Source organism: Brevundimonas pondensis, from assembly GCF_017487345.1.
GTDB lineage: Bacteria > Pseudomonadota > Alphaproteobacteria > Caulobacterales > Caulobacteraceae > Brevundimonas > Brevundimonas pondensis.
In genome coordinates, this window is sequence record NZ_CP062006.1 from 363654 (window position 1) to 380495 (window position 16842).

Genomic DNA, 16842 nt, shown 5'->3' on the forward strand with positions numbered 1-16842 from the left:
CGAGGCGGGCGTCAGCCCGCCTCGTTGAACGCCACCCGCGCGGCGCCCAGCAGGGCGGCCTGCTTGTGCAGGATCACCTTGGTCGGGATGGCCTGCATATAGGGCTGGAACCGGCCCTTGCGCTCGAAGCGGGTGCGGAAGGGGCTGGCCTTGAGGAAGGGCAGGATACGCGGGGCGATACCGCCGGCGATATAGACCCCGCCGCGCGCCCCGGTGGTCAGGGCGATGTCCCCGGCCACGGCGCCCAGGATGGCGCAGAAGCGGGCCAGGGTGGCGCCGCACGGGCTGTTGGGGTCCTTCATCGCCGTCTCGGTGATCTCGGCGGGATCCTCGATGTGCGTCTCGCGCCCGTCGATCTCGGCCAGGGCGCGGTGCATGTTCAGCAGGCCCGGCCCGCAGATCAGGCGCTCGATCGACACCCGATCATAGCGTCGGCGCAGGATACGCAGGATCTCGTCCTCGACCGGATCGCCGGGCGGGAAACAGGCGTGACCGCCCTCGCTGGGCATGGCCATCTCCTTGCCGTGGGCGTCGCGCACCAGGGCCGAGACGCCGAAGCCGGTGCCGGGGCCCAGCACCGCCACCGTGGCGTGCGGGTCGCCGTCCACGGGTCCGCCCAGCGAGGCCAGCTGGTCCTCCGGCACGATGGGCGCGCCCCAGGCCAGGGCCTCGAAGTCGTTGATCAGCTTGACGGGGTTCAGGCCCAGGGTCTGAAGCTCGCCTTCCGACACCCGCCACGGCGAGTTGGTCAGGTCGATCTCGCCGTCCGTCACCGGTCCGGCCACGGCGATGACGCCGCCGGTCGGCTTGATGTCGCAGCCGTCGAGGAAGGCCTTCACCCCGCCGAGGAAGGTGGGGTGCTCCGAGGCCGGGAAGCTCTCATGGTGCTCCAGAACCGGGCGGCCGTCGACCATGCGGGTCAGGGCGAAGCGGGCGTTGGTGCCGCCGACGTCGCCGACGAGGAGGATCTTGTCATTCATGGGTCGTTTCCTGCGCTCGGTTGGGCGGATCAGGCGTCCACCGTCCGGTCGACGAAGTTGGGGTTGGGCGGGGTGTCTGTATGGCCGCCGACCCCGGCGGGCACGGCGAAGCAGACGGTCGCGCCCTGCTCGGCTGTCGTCACCACATGGCGGAAGGCCCCGAACAGTTCGCGGCCATAGCCCCAGGACGCGCCCTCGGCGTTGGCGGTCGAACGGACGGCCAGGGGGCGCGCGGTCAGATCGGCCACGCCTACCGTGGTCAGCACCCCGGCCTCGGCGTCCAGACGGATGATGTCGCCGTCGCGCACATGGGCCAGAGGGCCGCCGGCCAGGGCCTCGGGCGAGACGTGGATGGCGGCGGGGGTCTTGCCGCTGGCGCCCGACATGCGGCCGTCGGTGACGAAGGCGACCTTGAAGCCCTTGTCCTGCAAGACGCTGAGCGCCGGCGACAGGGAGTGCAGTTCCGGCATGCCGTTGGCCTTCGGGCCCTGGAAGCGCAGCACCAACACCACGTCGCGGTTCAGCTTGCCGTCCTTGAAGGCCTGCAAGGCGTCTTCCTGGGTCTCGAACACGGCGGCGGGGGCCTCGACGATGCGGTTCTCGGGCTTGACCGCGGAGATCTTGATCACCGCCCGGCCCAGGTCGCCTTGCACCAGCCGCAAACCGCCCTCGCGGTCGAAGGGATCGGAGGCGGGGCGCAGAATGTCGCGGTCCAGACTTTCCGACACGCCGTCGCGCCAGACCAGTTCCCCGTCGATCAGCGACGGCTCCTGGAAATAGGCCTCGATGCCCTGACCCATGACGGTCACGACGTCGGTGTGGATATTGCCCGCCTGCGCCAGCTCACGCGCCACAAAGGCCACGCCGCCTGCAGCCTGGAAGGCGTTCACGTCGGCCGAGCCGTTGGGATAGACCCGCGCAAGCAGCGGCGTCACCGAAGACAGCTGGTCCATGTCGGTCCAGTCGATCAGCACCCCGGCCGCCCGCGCCATGGCGACCAGATGGATGGCATGGTTGGTCGATCCGCCGGTGGCCAGCAGGGCCACGATCATGTTGACGATCGACTTCTCGCTGATGACGTCGGCCATGCGGCTCTCGCCCGAGCGGGCCAGTTCGACGGCGCGCTTGGCGGCGGCGGCGGTCAAGGCGTCGCGCAGACCCGTCTCCGGATGGACGAAGGCGGTCGAGGGCAGATGCAGCCCGCCCAGCTCCATCATCATCTGGTTGGAGTTGGCCGTGCCGTAGAAGGTGCAGGTGCCGGGCGAGTGATAGCTGCCGATCTCGCTGGCCAGCAGGGTGGTGCGATCCACCAGGCCTTGCGCGTATTCGGCGCGGACACGGGCCTTTTCGGCGTTGGGAATGCCCGACGGCATCGGCCCCGCTGGCGCGAAGACGACCGGCAGGTGCCCGAACGCCAGGGCCCCCATGAACAGACCCGGCACGATCTTGTCGCAGACGCCGAGCATCATGGCGGCGTCAAAGGCGTCGTGGGTCAGGGCCACGCCCGTCGCCATGGCGATGGCGTCACGACTGAACAGCGACAGCTCCATGCCTGGGCGGCCTTGGGTGACGCCGTCGCACATGGCCGGGGTTCCGCCGGCCACCTGGGCCGTGGCGCCGACCTCACGCACCGCCTTGCGGATCACGTTGGGGAAGCGCTCGAACGGCTGATGCGCCGACAGCATGTCGTTGTAGGCGGTGACCACGCCGACATTGGGCTTGGACCCGTCCATGGCCGTCAGCTTGTCGGCGATGGTCTGGCCGGCAAACGCATGCGCCCAGTTGGCGCAGCTCAGCTTGGCCCGTCCGGCGCCGCTGTCGCGGGCGGCGTCCATGCGGCGCAGATAGTCGGCGCGGGTCGCCTTGCTGCGTTCGGTGATGCGGGCGGTGACTTCCGCCACCACAGGATTGAGCGCCATCAGACAGCCTCCGTCCAAAGCACTTCGAGGGGAACCTTGGCCGCGATCATTGCGGCGATGGGGTGGATGCGCGGATCGCCCGCCGCCTCGCGTTCGAACACGGCGCGCTTCTTCGCGCCGGTCAGGGCCAGGACCACGCGGCGGGCGGAAATCAGATAGGGCAGGTTGATCGACAGGCGTTCCTGCGGCGGGGCCATCCCGTCCCGGCCCGGCGGCACGCCATAGACGGCGGGCTTCAGGTTCGGCGTCAGCAGGGTCTTCAGTGTCGGGCTTTCGGGGAACATGGAACAGATATGCCCGTCCTCGCCCATGCCCAGCAGGACGGCGTCCAGACGCGCGTCGTCAGTCGCCAGCGCCTTCGACGCCTCGGCGGCGGCGCGGTCCACGGTGACCGAGGGCGCATAGAGCGGCAGGAAGCGCGCGGCGGCGGCGGGGCCGGTCAGCAGGGTCCGCTTCATCAGGGCCGCGTTCGAGTCCGGCGAGGTCTCGGGTACATAGCGTTCGTCCACCAGGGTCGCCGTGACCTTCGACCAATCCAGATCGGCTTGCGCCAACCGCGCATAGACGGGCGAGGGGGTCGATCCGCCCGCGCCGGCGAAGACCGCGCGGCCCTGGGCGGCGACGCCCTCGGTCAGGGCTTCGGCCAATCGCGCGGCGGCGGCCTCGGCCCAGGCGGCGGCGTCGGGGAAGGTTTCGATGGCGGGACTACTCATCGCGCGTGTTCCACTTGCGCCCGGTCCGCGACAGCAGCAGGTCCGCCGCCTCCGGTCCCCAGGTTCCCGCTGCATAGTCCAGCGGTCTGAAGTTCGCGCCCGACCAGGCCTCGGACACCTCGTCGACCCACTTCCACGCCTGCTCGGCCTCGTCGCGGCGCACGAAGAGGGTGCTGTCGCCATGCATGGCGTCCAGCAGCAGCCGCTCGTAGGCGATGCGGCGGCGCGGCGGGGCCGCGTCCTTGCCGTTAACGCCCCAGGACAGGCTCATCTTGATCGGCTGCAGCTGCATGCGCTGATCCAGCCCCGGCTTCTTGTTCATCACCGACAGCGAGATGTCTTCCTCGGGCTGCAGTTCGATGACCAGACGGTTGGCTTCGATCGCACCCCGGTCGCCGTGGTCGAAGATCGAGTGAGGCACCGGCTTGAACTGGATGACGATCTCGGTGCGCTTTTCCGGCAGGCGCTTGCCGGTCCGCATGAAGAAGGGCACGCCCGCCCAGCGCCAGTTGTCGATGTCGGCGCGGATGGCGACGAAGGTTTCGGTGTCCGAGGCCTGACCGCGTTCCTCCTGATAGGCCTTGGCCGGCTTGCCCTCGCTGGACCCGGCCACATACTGACCGCGCACGGTGACGCGCTCGGCTTCTTCCAGGGTGATGGGGCGCAAGGAGCGCAGCACCTTGACCTTCTCGTTGCGCACCGAGTCCGGGTCGAGGTCGCTGGGCGGCTCCATCGCCACCAGACACAGCAGCTGCAGCATGTGGTTCTGCAACATATCCCTGAGGGCGCCGTATTCGTCGTAATAGGGCCAGCGGTCGCCGACCCCGACCGTCTCGCCGACCGTGATCTGGACGTGATCAACCGTCAGATTGTTCCACAGCGGCTCGAAGATGGTGTTGCCAAAGCGAAGCGCGATCAGGTTCTGCACCGTCTCCTTGCCCAGGTAGTGGTCGATGCGGAAGACCTGACGCTCGTCGAAGGCATGGGCCACGGCGTCGTCGATTTCGAGGAAGCTCTCCAGATCACGCCCGACCGGTTTCTCCAGCACGATGCGGCAGTTCTTCTCGGCCAGGCTCGCCGCCTTCATCGCCGTGACGATGCGGCCATAGAGCGAGGGCGACACCGCGAGGAAGGAGGTCACCTCGCCGTCGCCGCACTTGGCCTTCAGCGGAGCCAGGCTGGCCGGGTCGGTGGCGTCCACCGCCAGATAGTCGAGGCGGGCCTTCATCCGGGCCCAGGTGGCGTCACTCCAGCCGCCGTCGGCCTCGGCGCGGGCCTTCACCGCCTCATGGACCTTGGCGACATATTCCTCGGCGCTCTCGGTCGAACGGGCGGCGCCGATGATCTTCAGATCGTCCGGAAGCAGGCCGTCGTGGTCAAGAAAATAGAGCGAAGGCAACAGCATCCGCATGGCGAGGTCGCCGCCGCCGCCGAACAGAATCAGTGCCGCCATTCGTCCCGTTCCTCCCTGGTCCCGACGCGCGGGATATTCGCCTCAAGGCCTAGGCTTCGGTCTTGGCCGCTTCCGCGCGCTTCGCCAAGACGACCAGTACGTCCTGAAACACCATGTTACGGGCATGGAGAAGGACGAGCAGGTGATAGATCAAATCCGCCGCCTCGCTGGCGAGTTCCGCTTCATCGCCCGCCGCGCCCGCCAGAGCCGTCTCCACGCCCTCCTCGCCGACCTTCTGGGCCGCGCGTTTGGGGCCCTGGGCGATCAGGCGCGCGGTCCAGCTGTCATTGGGATCGGCCTGGGCGCGAACCTGAATGGTGCGTTCCAGGCGGCCGATGCGGCCCAGCCCGGGCGCGTCCTCGTCGCCGAAGCAGCTGACGCGGTTCAGGTGACAGGCGTTGCCGACCGGGCGGACCTTTACCACCACGGCGTCGCCGTCGCAGTCGGGCGTTACCGAGACGACATTGAGGAAGTCGCCCGAGGTCTCGCCCTTGCGCCACCGCCCGCCGCGCGAGCGCGAGAAGAAGGTGGCTTGGCCGCTGTCCAGCGTCTCGCGCAGCGCCGCCTCGTCCATATAGGCCAGGGTCAGCACCTGCAGGGTGTCGGCGTCCTGCACCACGGCGGGGATCAGGCCGTCGCCCTTGGCGAAGTCGATCTTGGAAATGTCGAGGGTGTTGGCGAGGGTCATGCGTTTGATCCGCTCATCCCCGCGGAGGCGGGGACCCAGGTTTGAGCCATCTGACGGACGGCGGCCTTGTTCGCGAAACCCAAGGCGTGGCGTTCGTCGCCAAAGCACTGGGTCCCCGCCTCCGCGGGGATGAGCGGGAAAAAGGAGGTCATATCCTCACCTCCACGCCTTGCGTGTCCAGGTAACGTTTGAGATCGGGGATCGCGATCGCGCCCGAGTGAAAGACACTGGCGGCCAGGGCCCCCGACACGTCCGCTTCAAGGAACACATCGCGGAAATGCTCGACCGCCCCGGCCCCGCCGGACGCCACCAGGGGAATGGTCAGCCGCCGCCGCGCCTCGGCCAGTTGGGCGATGTCATAGCCGCGCCGCACCCCGTCCTGATCGATGCAGTTCAGCACGATCTCCCCGGCGCCGAGGCTTTGCGCCTCGACGATCCAGTCCATGGTCAGCCTGCCCGCGCCGCGCCGGGCGTCGGGATCGCCGGTGTATTTGTGCACTCGCCATTCGCCGTCCTGAAAGGCGCTGTCGACGCCGACGACGACGCACTGCCGCCCCAGCCGCGCGGCCATCTCGCCGATCAGTTCGGGGCGTTCCAGCGCAGGGGAGTTGATCGACACCTTGTCGGCCCCGTGGTCCAGACAGCGCGCCGCCTGCTCCACCGTGCGAATGCCGCCCGCGACGCAGAAGGGGATGTCCAGCAGCCGGGCGATGTCCTGAACCCAGCCATAGTCCAGCGTCCGCCCCTGCGGGCTGGCGGTGATGTCGTAGAAGACCAGTTCGTCGGCGCCCGCATCGCGATAGCGCGCGGCCAGTTCGGCGGCGTCGCCCATGTCGACGTGACCCTCGAACCGCACGCCCTTGACCACTCGTCCGTCCTTGACGTCCAGGCAGGGGATAATGCGTCTCGCCGTCATGACGCCACGGCCTTCAGCGCCTCAGCCACGGTGAATCGGCCCTCATAGATGGCCCGCCCGACGATGGCCCCGTCGCAGCCCAGATCGCGCGCGGCGGTCAGGTCGGCCAGCGACGCCACCCCGCCCGAGGCCTGGATCTTCAGTTCGGGCCGACGCGCCAGGGCTTCGCCCAGCAGGTCGAGATTGGGCCCGGTCAGGGCGCCGTCTCGGCCCACGTCGGTCATCAGCACATGGGTCAGCAGGTCGGACGGATAGCGCGCCAGCACGCTCCACAGATCGACCCCCGCCGACTGGGTCCAGCCCTTCAGCGCCGGCACCGGAACCCCGTCCTCATATTTCACGTCCAGCGCCAGGGTGATGCGCTCCGACCCGAACCGATCCAGCCAGGCCAGCACCTCGTCGGACTTCGTCACAGCCAGCGACCCGACCACGACGCGGCTGACGCCCGCCTCCAGCAGACGCTCGACATCGGCCTCGGACCGCACGCCGCCGCCCGACTGGATTTTGACCGCGACGGACCCCGCCAGCTCGCCGATCAGGCCGTGCTGCATGGCGCGCCCGGCCTCGGCGCCGTCCAGATCGACGACGTGGACCCAGTCGGCCCCCTCAGCCGCGAAGGCCGCCAGACGCGCGGCCGGGACCTCGTCATAGCGGGTCACCTGATCGAACCGCCCGTGCATCAGCCGCACGCAGACGCCGTCCTTCAGGTCGATGGCGGGATAGACGATCATGCGGGCAACTCGAGGAAGTTCTTCAGGATACGCGCGCCCGCAGCGGCGGACCGTTCCGGGTGGAACTGGCAGCCCCAGCGGTTGCCCATGTTGACCACGGCGGGGACAGGGACGCCGTAGTCGGCGGCGGCGAGGGTCGTTGGGCCGTCGGGGCAGACGAAGCCATGGACGAAATAGGCCCAGTCGCCATCCTTGATCCCCTCCAGCAACGGATCGGGACGACGGATGGTCAGCCGGCTCCAGCCCATGTGCGGCGAGGGGCGAGACGGAGCGGGCGCGATGGCCTCGACCCGACCGGGGATCAGACCCAGCAGGTCGGCGCCCCCATCTTCGGCGCTGGTCTCGAACAGCAACTGCTGGCCCAGGCAGACGCCCAGCAGCGGACGCTGGAACCGTCGCAACGGCTCGACCAGACCCAGGGCGTTCAGCCGCTGCATGGCATAGCCCGCCGCCCCGACGCCGGGCAGGATGACCCGCTCGGCATCAATCAGATCGGCGGGATCGGCGGTGATCCGCACCCGCGCGCCCAGCCGCTCCAGCGCGAACCGCACCGAGGCGACATTGCCCGCGCCGTAACCGATCAGGGTGACGCTGCTCATCTATTCACCGCCCATCCCCGCGGAGGCGGGGACCCAGTGAGAGCCACGCACGCCGCCCTTGGCTTCAATGCGGTCGAGACGGTCGCTGTCGCGCGTGAGGCCAAAGGACTGGGTCCCCGCCTCCGCGGGGATGAGCGGAAACGGAACGCTCATCACAGCACCCCCTTGGTGCTCGGCACGACATCGCCCTGGACCCGGATGGCCTGAAGCAGGGCGCGGCCCAGGGCCTTGAACACGGCCTCGGTCTTGTGGTGGTCGTCGTCGCCGGTGACGCGGACGTGGATGGCCGCGCCCAGGCTCTCGGCCAGCGACCGGATGACGTGGGCCGTCAGGTCGGTGCGATAGTCGCCGATGAAGGGGGTGGCGAACGTCCCCTCGAACACCGGATAGGGCCGTCCCGAGAGGTCGATGGAGACCGCCGCATTGGCCTCGTCCATCGGCAGGACGAAGCCGTAGCGGGCGATGCCCTTTCGCTCGCCCAGCGCCTGCTTCAGCGCCTGCCCCAGGGCAATCGCGCAGTCCTCGATGGTGTGGTGCGGGTCGGTGTGCAGGTCGCCTTCGCACGACAGGCGGATGGAGAATCCGCCGTGCGCCGCCACCTGTTCGATCATGTGGTCGAAGAAGCCGACCCCGGTGGCGATCGTCACCGGCCCGGCGCTGTCCAGATCGACGGCGCAGACGATGCGGGTTTCCTTGGTGTCGCGCACGGCCTGTCCGACGCGGGTGCGGCGGACCTTGGGGGCGGCGGCGCCCAGGGCCACCAGCAGGCGGTCGTTGACCTCGGGCTTCAGCGAGACGGGCAAGCGCACCCGTTCGCCGGCTTCATCAGCGCTCAGGCCGAAACGGCGCAGGTCGGCGATGACGGCGGCCGGATCGGAGGGCCGGGCGATGATCACCGGCCCGACCCCGGCCTCCAGCGGCATCAACCGCGACAAGGCCTCCACCACGCGGGCGCGCTCGCGCCGCACCCCGTCGATGCGCTCGGTGGTTTCAATCATCCGTGACGGGTCCAGCGCCTGTAGCGCCAGCCGCACCGAGACCTCGGGCAGGGCGTAGGGCTCCAGCACGCTCGCCAGCCGCGCCAGCGTCTGCAATTGCGCCACCGCCGCCCCGACCCGCGCCCCGGCCAGACCATAGGCCAGCGACAGGCTGCGCAGGACGATCAGGTTGGCGTGGTCTTTCGCGACCGTCGCCGCTGACGCCGCCTCGGCGAACTCGACCAGGCCCTCGTCCACCACCAGCAGGGCGGGGGCGACGCGCTCCGCCATTTCAGCCACCGCCTCGGGCGAGCCCAGGGCGCGGATGACCACGGCGGCGACCTCGACCCCTTCGGCCGGACGGGCGTAAAGCGCCGCCAGTCCCAGATAGGGCTCGGCCTCCGGCGCTTGCACCTTCAGTCCGTCGCGGGCGGCCAGACGCCAGACCAGTTCCAGCCCGTGCGTCAGGCCGCGCACCGGCAGCACCTGATCGGCGGCGACGCCGTAAAGCTCGGCCAGACGGGCGCCCAACGCGGTCGGGTCGGCCGGATAGCGGTCCAGACCCTCGCCGCCCGACACCAGCGGGGGATAGGGGGCGGGCAGGGTCACGCTTCGGTCCTCAGATCGGCGGCCCGCGCGTGGGCCTCCAGCCCCTCCATTCGCGCCAGACGGGCGGCGACGGGGGCGAGGGCGGCGGCGCCGGCTTGCGTCACCATCTGCACCGACATGGTGGTCATGAAGCTGGCGGTGGTGACGCCGCCCAGGGTCCGCGCCCCGCCGTCGGTCGGCAGGACGTGGCTGGGCCCGGCGGCGTAGTCGCCCAGCGTCTCGGCCGCCCATTGCCCCACGAAGACCGCCCCGGCGGCGGTGATCCGCTCCACCAGCCGCTCGGCCTCCTCGGCCTGAATCGACAGGTGTTCAGGGCCGTAGAGGTTGGCCACGAAGCAGGCCTCGGCCATGTCGGCCACGCGGATAGCGCGGGCCTGCTCCAGCGAGGCGCGGGCGATCGCGGCGCGGGGCAGGGTCTCCACCTGACGCTCCACCTCGGCCCTGATCTCGGTCAGGGCCGTGCCGCTGTCGGACACCAGAATGACCTGCGCGTCGGCGTCGTGCTCGGCCTGGCTCAACAGGTCGGCGGCGACGATCTCGAAGTCGGCGTCGCGGTCGGCGATGACCAGCAGTTCCGACGGCCCCGCCGGCATGTCCTGCGCAGGCCCGTTCGGCAGGCTGGACGCATAGCGCTTGGCCTCGGCCACATAGGCGTTGCCGGGGCCGAACAGCTTGTCGACCGGTTCGATCACGCCCGCCTCCAGCTCGACGCCGAAGGTCAGGGCCGCAATGGCCTGCGCCCCGCCCAGCAGCCACAGCTCGTCCAGACCCGCCTCGGCGGCGGCGACGATCATGGCCGGGTGGACCGAGCCGTCCTTCGACGGTGGGGTGACGGCCACGCGCCGTCCGACTCCGGCCACGCTCGCCGGAATGGCCAGCATCAGCAGGGACGAAAACAGCGGCGCCGTGCCGCCGGGGACATAGAGACCGGCCGAGCCGATGGGCCGCCAGACCAGTTTCGACTTCACGCCCGGCGTGGTCTCGATGAAGGCGGAGTCCTCGGGCCGGGTCGCGGCGTGGAAGACCCGCACATTGTCGGCGGCTACCCGCAGGGCGCGGGCGGCGGCGGGGGGCAGGTCGGCGCGCGCTTCGGCGGCGGCCTTCTCGGTGATCTCCACCCGGCGCGGCGCGGCGCCGTCCAGCTTGATGGCCCAGTCGGTCACGGCCTGTCCGCCGCGCGCTTGCACGTCGTCGAAGATTTCGCGCACCACGCTGGTGACGAAGCCCTCGGTGCGTTGCTGCGGGCGGGCCAGCGCCGCCTGACGCCCGGCGGCGTCCAGCTTGTTCCAGTCGATACGCTTCATCACATCATCTTCTCGATTGGCAGGACCAGGATGGCCGAAGCCCCCGCCGCCTTCAGCTTCTCCAACGTCTCCCAGAAGACGGCTTCCTGACAGACGGCGTGGACGGCCACGGCGTCGTCGCGGCCCGACAGGGGCATGACGGTAGGCGAGCCGGCGCCTGGCAGGATGGCGGTGATCTGATCCAGCGCCGAGCGCGGGGCGTTCAGCATGACGTACTTGGCCCCCTGCGAGGACACGACGCCGGCCATCCGCTCGATGATGGAGTCCAGCAGGTGTTGCAGCCCGGTTTCCGGCGCGCTCGGTGACTTGATCAGCACCGCCTGACTGTCCAGCACCGTCTCCTTGGCCATCAGGCCGTTGGCCTCCAGCGTCGCCCCGGTCGAAACCAGATCACAGATGGCCGAGGCCAGCTTCAGCCGCGGGGCCACCTCGACCGCGCCGCGCATGGTGACGATGTCGGCGCGCACGTCGCGGTCGTTGAGGAAGCGGCGCAGGATCTTGGGGTAGGAGGTGGCGATGCGCAGCCCGTCCAGCGACTGCGGCCCGGCATAGTCGAGCGTCGGCGGCACGGCGATCTTCAGGGTGCAGCGGCCAAAGCCCAGCGGCATGACCACCTCGGCGTTCGGCCCGCCGTTCCTGACCTCCTCCAGCACGTTCTCGCCGACGATGCCGAGGTCGCAGACTCCGTCCGCCACAAAGGTCGGGATGTCGTCGTCGCGCACCCGCAGCAGGTCGATCGGATAGTTCTCGATCCGGTACAGTAGTTCGTTGTTGCCCTTGACGACCCGCAGGCCCGCGTCGCGGACCAGGTCGAGGCTGCGTTCGGCCAGGCGGCCGGATTTCTGGACGGCGATGCGTAGCCGCCCCTGCACGGTGCTCATGATCTCAACTCAGGCTTTCAGTCTGTCCAGCACCAGGCGATAGCCCTGGTGCGGCATGTCTTTGAGGGAACGCGCGACGCGCACCACGGTTGTCGGGCTGGCCGAGGCCTCCACCGCGATCTCGCGATAGGTCTTGTCCCCGCCGTCCAGCAGCCGCGCCACCTGCCACCGCTCGGCGAAGGCGCGCAGCTCGGCGGGGGTGCACAGGTCCGACAGAAAGGCGTCGGCCTCCGCCCGCGTCTGCAGCGAAAGCAGGGCGTCCAGCAGGGCGGTCTTGGCGGCGTCGGTGCTCATGGCGCGTTCCATTATGCTGTAACAATGGAACGGTCAACCGGCTTTCCTCCCTGTCGCGCAGCGATGGGCAGGTGGCGCGGCGGCGAAGCCGACGTGACGGAGGGGGCGCCCGGCGTCGGCCGATTGCGCCGCCCCCTCCACCACTATCGTGGTCCCCCTCCCCATGAATGGGGAGGAAAGGCGATGGCGCTTCGCCCTGGACGTCTCTATCTGCGTTGCCATGACCAAGGTTCTGATCATCGGCGCGGGACACGCGGGGGGCTCGGCGGCGGCGCTGCTGAGGCAGTATGGCTTTGAGGGCGAAATCGTCCTGGCGGGCGAGGAGGCGGCGGCGCCCTATCAGCGGCCGCCCCTGTCCAAGGCCTGGCTCAAGGGCGAGGCGGGTCTTGAGGACCTGCTGCTGCGCCCCGAGAGCTTCTACGCCGAGCAGAAGATCGACCTGCGCACCGGCGTCACCGCCACGGCTATCGACGCAGCCGCGAAATCCGTCACTTTCGCCGACGGGACGGTCGAACCCTACGACGTGCTGATTCTGGCCGCCGGCTCTACGGCGCGTCGCCTGGCCATCCCCGGGGCTGATCGCTCCGACCTTCTGGAACTGCGTACGCTTGAGGACGCCGAGCGTCTGAAGGCCGCGCTGTCTCCCGGCAAGCGGCTGGCCGTCGTCGGCGGCGGCTATGTCGGGCTGGAGGCGGCGGCTTCGGCCCGCGCCCTCGGCGCCGAGGCCGTGGTGATCGAGCGCATGGACCGGGTGCTGGCGCGTGTGGCGTCGGAAACTCTGTCGATCTTCTTCACCGATCTGCATCGTCGCCACGGCGTCGAAATCCTGACCAGCGCCGAGGTCTCGGGCTTCGAGGACGGCGGCGTGCGTCTGGCTGACGGCGGCCTGATCACGGCCGACGCCATCCTGGTCGGCGTCGGCGCCCTGGCACGCGAGGTTCTGGCGCGGACAGCCGGTCTGGCCTGTGAGAATGGCGTGGTCGTGGACGAGGCGGCGCGCACCAGCGATCCTTCCATCTACGCCATCGGCGACGTGACCCACCGGCCCATTCCTGTCCACGGCGGGCGCATGCACCGGCTGGAAAGCGTACCCAACGCCCTGGAACAGGCCAAGCAGGCCGCCGCCGCCATCGTCGGCCGCGCCGCGCCCGCGCCCGAGGTGCCGTGGTTCTGGTCGGACCAGTACGACGTCAAGTTGCAGATCGCCGGCCTGCCCTTTGACGCCGACCGTCAGGTCGTGCGCGGCGATCCGGCCAGCGGCGCCTTCGCCGTCTTCCATCTGAACGGCGATCGCATCCTCTGCGTCGAGGCGGTCAACGCCCCGGCCGAATTCATGGGCGGGCGCCTGCTGATCGGCAAGGCGACGCCGGTGGACGCGGTCCTGCTGGCCGATCCCGCGATGTCGATGAAGGCGGTGGCGAAACCGGCCTGAGGGCGCGGTGATGGCGTCAGTGTGACATCCCTGCCGCAATTGCGATTTAGTCGCAGGAGTCAGATTGTCGCAGGCGGAAAAACTGATATTGCGAGCCGGTCTCAAAACTAACCGACTGGTTCCTCCCCATGTCCGACGCTCGTTCCTCCGCCCTCAAGGCGCTTTTGTTCGCCTCCAGCGCCGCCGGCATGCTGTGCGCCGTGCCCGCCATGGCCGCTGACGAAGCCCCGATCGCCACGGCGGACATCACGCAGGACGCCACCACCCTGAGCGCCGTCGACGTGCATGGCCAGCGCGCCAAGCGCGAACCCAAGGACCCGACCTTCGTCGCCCCCCTGGTCGACACGCCGCGTTCCGTCACCGTGATCCCGCAACAGATCATCGAGCAGACCGCCGCCACCTCGCTGCAGGACATCCTGCGCACCTCGCCGGGCATCACCTTCGGCGCCGGGGAAGGTGGACAACCCCTGGCCGACCGCCCCTTCATCCGCGGCCAGGCCTCGGGCAACAACATCTTCGTTGACGGCATCCGCGACACCGGCGGCCAGCAGCGTGAAGTCTTCAACCTCGAGCAGGTCGAAGTCATCAAGGGACCGGACTCGGTCTATTCGGGCCGCGGCTCGGGCGGCGGCAGCATCAACCTGGGCTCCAAGGCCCCGCGCCTGCAGAACTTCGTCCACGGCTCGGTCGGCGCCGGCACTGACAACTATGTGCGCGGCACGGTGGACGCCAACTGGCAGGTCAGCTCGACCGCGGCCATGCGCTTGAATCTCATGGTCGGGCAGGGCGACGTCGCCGGTCGCGACTCGGTCGATTTCGACAAGTGGGGCATGGGCGCGGCCATCGCCGCCGGCCTCGGCACGCCGACGACGGTGACCGCCAGCTACTATCACCTCGACAGCGATCAGATGCCCGACTACGGCATCCCGCTCTACACCAAGCTGGCCGGCGCCAACGGGCCGCGCCCGGACGCCTCGGGCGTTCTCGACGTGCCCTATGACAGCTTCTACGGCCTCAAGGCGCGCGACTATCTGAACAATACGGTCGATACCCTGACCCTGGATATCGAACACCGCTTCAGCGATGCGCTCGCCCTGCGCAACGTCACCCGCTACTCGCAGACGCTGAACGACTACATCGTCACCAACCCCGGCGACGGCGGCACGGCCCAGAACATCGGCGGCGTCTGGTGGATGAAGCGTGGTCTGAAGTCGCGCTGGAACCCGGCCGAAACCCTGGCCAACGTCACGGATCTGCACGGTTCCTTCTTGACCGGCGCCATCAAGCATAACTTTGATGTTGGTCTGGAGCTGTCGCGCGAGAAGAACCGCAACGCCGGCTACAATGTGACCACCCTGACGGGTACGGCCTGCCCGGCGCCGCTGACGGGCCTGGATTGCACCCAGGTCTATAACCCGAACCCGAACGATCCCTGGACCGGCACGATCACGCGCGGAAACGTCAGCCACAACACGACCGACAGCATCGGCGTCTACGCCTTCGACTCGATGGCGTTCGGCGAGAAGTGGATCCTGAACCTCGGTCTGCGCTGGGATGACTATTCGGTCGAAGGCGCGGATTGGGTCAATGTCGGCACGCCCGCCGTTCCGACCCTGACGCCGCGTAGCGGCGACTGGGACTTCGTCAACTATCAGGTCGGCCTGGTCTACAAGCCGACGACCAACAGCAGCATCTACGCCTCCTACGCCACCTCCTCGACGCCGCCGACCATTTCGGCCGGCGACCAGAACAACGGCAGCGGCCTGGGGACGGGCAATCTGGCCACCGAATTGCTGGACCCGGAAGAGACGCAAAGCTTCGAGATCGGGGCCAAGGCCAACCTGTTCGGCGACCGTCTGGCCCTCAGCGGCGCCCTGTTCCACCTGACCCGCAAGGACGCCCAGATTCTGATCGAGCCAGGCAAGTATGAACAGGCCGGCGAGGCCGAGGTGAATGGGCTGGAGCTCGGCATCTCCGGCAACATCACCAGCAAGTGGCAGGTCTTCGGCGGCTACACCTGGATGGATTCCGAACTGACGCGGGCCGCCGTCATCGTCTCCGGCACGCCGCCGGTGGCCACGCGCAACCCGATCGAAGGCCAGCAACTGGCCAATACGCCGGAACATACCGCCAGCCTGTTCACCACCTACCGCGTCATGCCCAAACTCAGCCTCGGCGGCGGCGTCTATTACGTCGGGAAATCCTGGGGCGGCAATCAGGGTGGCGCCGGCGGCGGCGCCAACCGCATCTACGCGCCGGACTATACCCGCGTGGACCTGTTCGCTTCCTATGACCTCAACGACCGCGCCGCGTTGCAACTCAATGTCCAGAACGTGGGCGACGAGGAATACATCATGCGCACCAACGGCGTTCACCACGCCGACGTGGCGCCGGGCCGTTCGGCCATCCTGACGCTGAACCTCCGCTACTAAGAGACCGCGTTTCGCGCCATCATGTCGGCCCCGTCGTTCACCCGAGCGGCGGGGCCGATGCGTTTCCCACGGTGAGAGAGCCATGCTGCTGCACATCCCCGACGTCTTCACCAAGGCCGAGGTCGCCGCCCTGCGCCGGACCCTGGACGCCGGTCCCTGGGCCGACGGCAACATGACCTCGGGCCATCAGTCGGCCGCCGCCAAGAAGAACCAGCAACTGCCCGAGGACAGCGCCGAGGCGCGCGAAGTCTCGGCCCTGATCGTCCAGGCCCTGAACGCCAATCCCATGTTCGTCTCGGCCGCCCTGCCGCACACGATCTTTCCGCCCCTGTTCAACCGCTATGAAGGCGGCGGCGAGTTCGGCGTCCACGTCGACAACGCCATCCGCCAACGGGGGGACGTCCGCATCCGCAGCGACCTCTCGGCCACCCTCTTCCTGTCCGAGCCCGAGGACTATGACGGCGGCGAGCTGATCATCGAGGAGTTGTACGGCGCCCAGTCGGTCAAGCTGCCGGCCGGCGACCTGGTCCTTTATCCGTCCAAGAGCCTGCACCGGGTCACGCCCGTGACGCGCGGCGCCCGCGTCTCCAGCTTCATGTGGCTGCAAAGCCTGGTTCGCGACGACGCCGACCGCGAAAGCCTGTTCCGCCTCGACGTGGCCACCCAGAGGGTCAACCTGGACAAGGGACCCAAGGACCAGGCGGTCATCGAACTGACCGGCCTCTATCACAACCTGCTGCGCCGGTGGTCGGAGGTGTGACGCCCGTTCTTTCCTCCCCATTCCATGGGGAGGGGGACCACGAAGTGGTGGAGGGGGCGTCGCTGCCGACTGATAGCTGAAGCACATGAGGCGAGGGCGGCGTCGCCCCCTCCGTCTCGTCGCCTACGGCGCCGATCCACCTCCCCATGGAATG

At 69.0% G+C, this 16842-nt stretch carries 15 protein-coding genes; 3 read left to right on the forward strand and 12 right to left on the reverse strand.

All coding sequences use genetic code 11. The annotated features are described in order from the left end of the window. Positions 1 to 11: 11 nt before the first annotated feature. The 12 genes from glk to IFE19_RS02150 all read right to left on the reverse strand — a co-directional run bounded on the left by glk (position 12) and on the right by IFE19_RS02150 (position 12076). The gene (gene glk / locus IFE19_RS02095) at positions 12 to 980 is read right to left on the reverse strand and encodes a glucokinase (RefSeq protein ID WP_207825274.1); all 969 of its coding nucleotides are present in this window, start codon (positions 978 to 980) and stop codon (positions 12 to 14) included. A gap of 29 nt (positions 981 to 1009) precedes the next feature. Then, positions 1010 to 2899: a phosphogluconate dehydratase gene (gene edd / locus IFE19_RS02100; protein WP_207825276.1), complete on the reverse strand. Its 1890-nt coding sequence runs from the start codon at positions 2897 to 2899 to the stop codon at positions 1010 to 1012. Further along, positions 2899 to 3612 carry a 6-phosphogluconolactonase gene (gene pgl / locus IFE19_RS02105; protein ID WP_207825278.1) on the reverse strand — a complete coding sequence of 238 codons (714 nt, stop codon included), beginning with the start codon at positions 3610 to 3612 and terminating at the stop codon, positions 2899 to 2901. The genes edd and pgl overlap by 1 nt, the downstream gene beginning before the upstream one ends. Further along, positions 3605 to 5065 (reverse strand): glucose-6-phosphate dehydrogenase, encoded by a 1461-nt coding sequence (gene zwf, locus IFE19_RS02110; protein ID WP_207825279.1) that lies wholly within the window; start codon positions 5063 to 5065, stop codon positions 3605 to 3607. The genes pgl and zwf overlap by 8 nt, the downstream gene beginning before the upstream one ends. 49 nt (positions 5066 to 5114) lie before the next feature. After that, the gene (gene hisIE / locus IFE19_RS02115; RefSeq protein ID WP_207825281.1) at positions 5115 to 5753 is read right to left on the reverse strand and encodes a bifunctional phosphoribosyl-AMP cyclohydrolase/phosphoribosyl-ATP diphosphatase HisIE; all 639 of its coding nucleotides are present in this window, start codon (positions 5751 to 5753) and stop codon (positions 5115 to 5117) included. 148 nt (positions 5754 to 5901) lie between these two features. After that, a complete protein-coding gene (gene hisF, locus IFE19_RS02120; protein ID WP_207825283.1) occupies positions 5902 to 6669 on the reverse strand; it encodes an imidazole glycerol phosphate synthase subunit HisF in 768 nt (255 codons plus the stop codon). Next, positions 6666 to 7400 carry a 1-(5-phosphoribosyl)-5-[(5-phosphoribosylamino)methylideneamino]imidazole-4-carboxamide isomerase gene (hisA, locus tag IFE19_RS02125; RefSeq protein ID WP_207825285.1) on the reverse strand — a complete coding sequence of 245 codons (735 nt, stop codon included), beginning with the start codon at positions 7398 to 7400 and terminating at the stop codon, positions 6666 to 6668. Before hisA ends, hisF begins: the two co-directional genes overlap by 4 nt. Then, on the reverse strand, positions 7397 to 7999 hold the full coding sequence (hisH, locus tag IFE19_RS02130) for an imidazole glycerol phosphate synthase subunit HisH (protein ID WP_207825286.1): 603 nt from the start codon (positions 7997 to 7999) through the stop codon (positions 7397 to 7399). Before hisH ends, hisA begins: the two co-directional genes overlap by 4 nt. Before the next feature lie 152 nt (positions 8000 to 8151). Further along, positions 8152 to 9585, reverse strand: coding sequence for an imidazoleglycerol-phosphate dehydratase HisB (gene hisB, locus IFE19_RS02135; RefSeq protein WP_207825287.1), 1434 nt, complete (start codon positions 9583 to 9585; stop codon positions 8152 to 8154). Then, on the reverse strand, positions 9582 to 10889 hold the full coding sequence (gene hisD / locus IFE19_RS02140) for a histidinol dehydrogenase (protein WP_207825288.1): 1308 nt from the start codon (positions 10887 to 10889) through the stop codon (positions 9582 to 9584). The genes hisB and hisD overlap by 4 nt, the downstream gene beginning before the upstream one ends. Then, a complete protein-coding gene (gene hisG, locus IFE19_RS02145) occupies positions 10889 to 11770 on the reverse strand; it encodes an ATP phosphoribosyltransferase (protein ID WP_207825289.1) in 882 nt (293 codons plus the stop codon). Before hisG ends, hisD begins: the two co-directional genes overlap by 1 nt. A 9-nt stretch (positions 11771 to 11779) precedes the next feature. Then, positions 11780 to 12076: a YerC/YecD family TrpR-related protein gene (locus IFE19_RS02150; protein WP_207825290.1), complete on the reverse strand. Its 297-nt coding sequence runs from the start codon at positions 12074 to 12076 to the stop codon at positions 11780 to 11782. 208 nt (positions 12077 to 12284) lie between these two features. Between IFE19_RS02150 and IFE19_RS02155 the strand changes: the two genes are divergently transcribed. The 3 genes from IFE19_RS02155 to IFE19_RS02165 all read left to right on the forward strand — a co-directional run bounded on the left by IFE19_RS02155 (position 12285) and on the right by IFE19_RS02165 (position 16688). Next, on the forward strand, positions 12285 to 13496 hold the full coding sequence (locus IFE19_RS02155) for an NAD(P)/FAD-dependent oxidoreductase (protein ID WP_207825291.1): 1212 nt from the start codon (positions 12285 to 12287) through the stop codon (positions 13494 to 13496). A 128-nt stretch (positions 13497 to 13624) separates the two neighbouring features. Further along, positions 13625 to 15928: a TonB-dependent receptor gene (locus IFE19_RS02160; protein WP_207825293.1), complete on the forward strand. Its 2304-nt coding sequence runs from the start codon at positions 13625 to 13627 to the stop codon at positions 15926 to 15928. Positions 15929 to 16010: 82 nt separating this feature from the next. After that, positions 16011 to 16688, forward strand: a complete 678-nt coding sequence (locus tag IFE19_RS02165; protein WP_207825295.1) for a Fe2+-dependent dioxygenase — start codon at positions 16011 to 16013, stop codon at positions 16686 to 16688. Positions 16689 to 16842 lie beyond the last annotated feature (154 nt).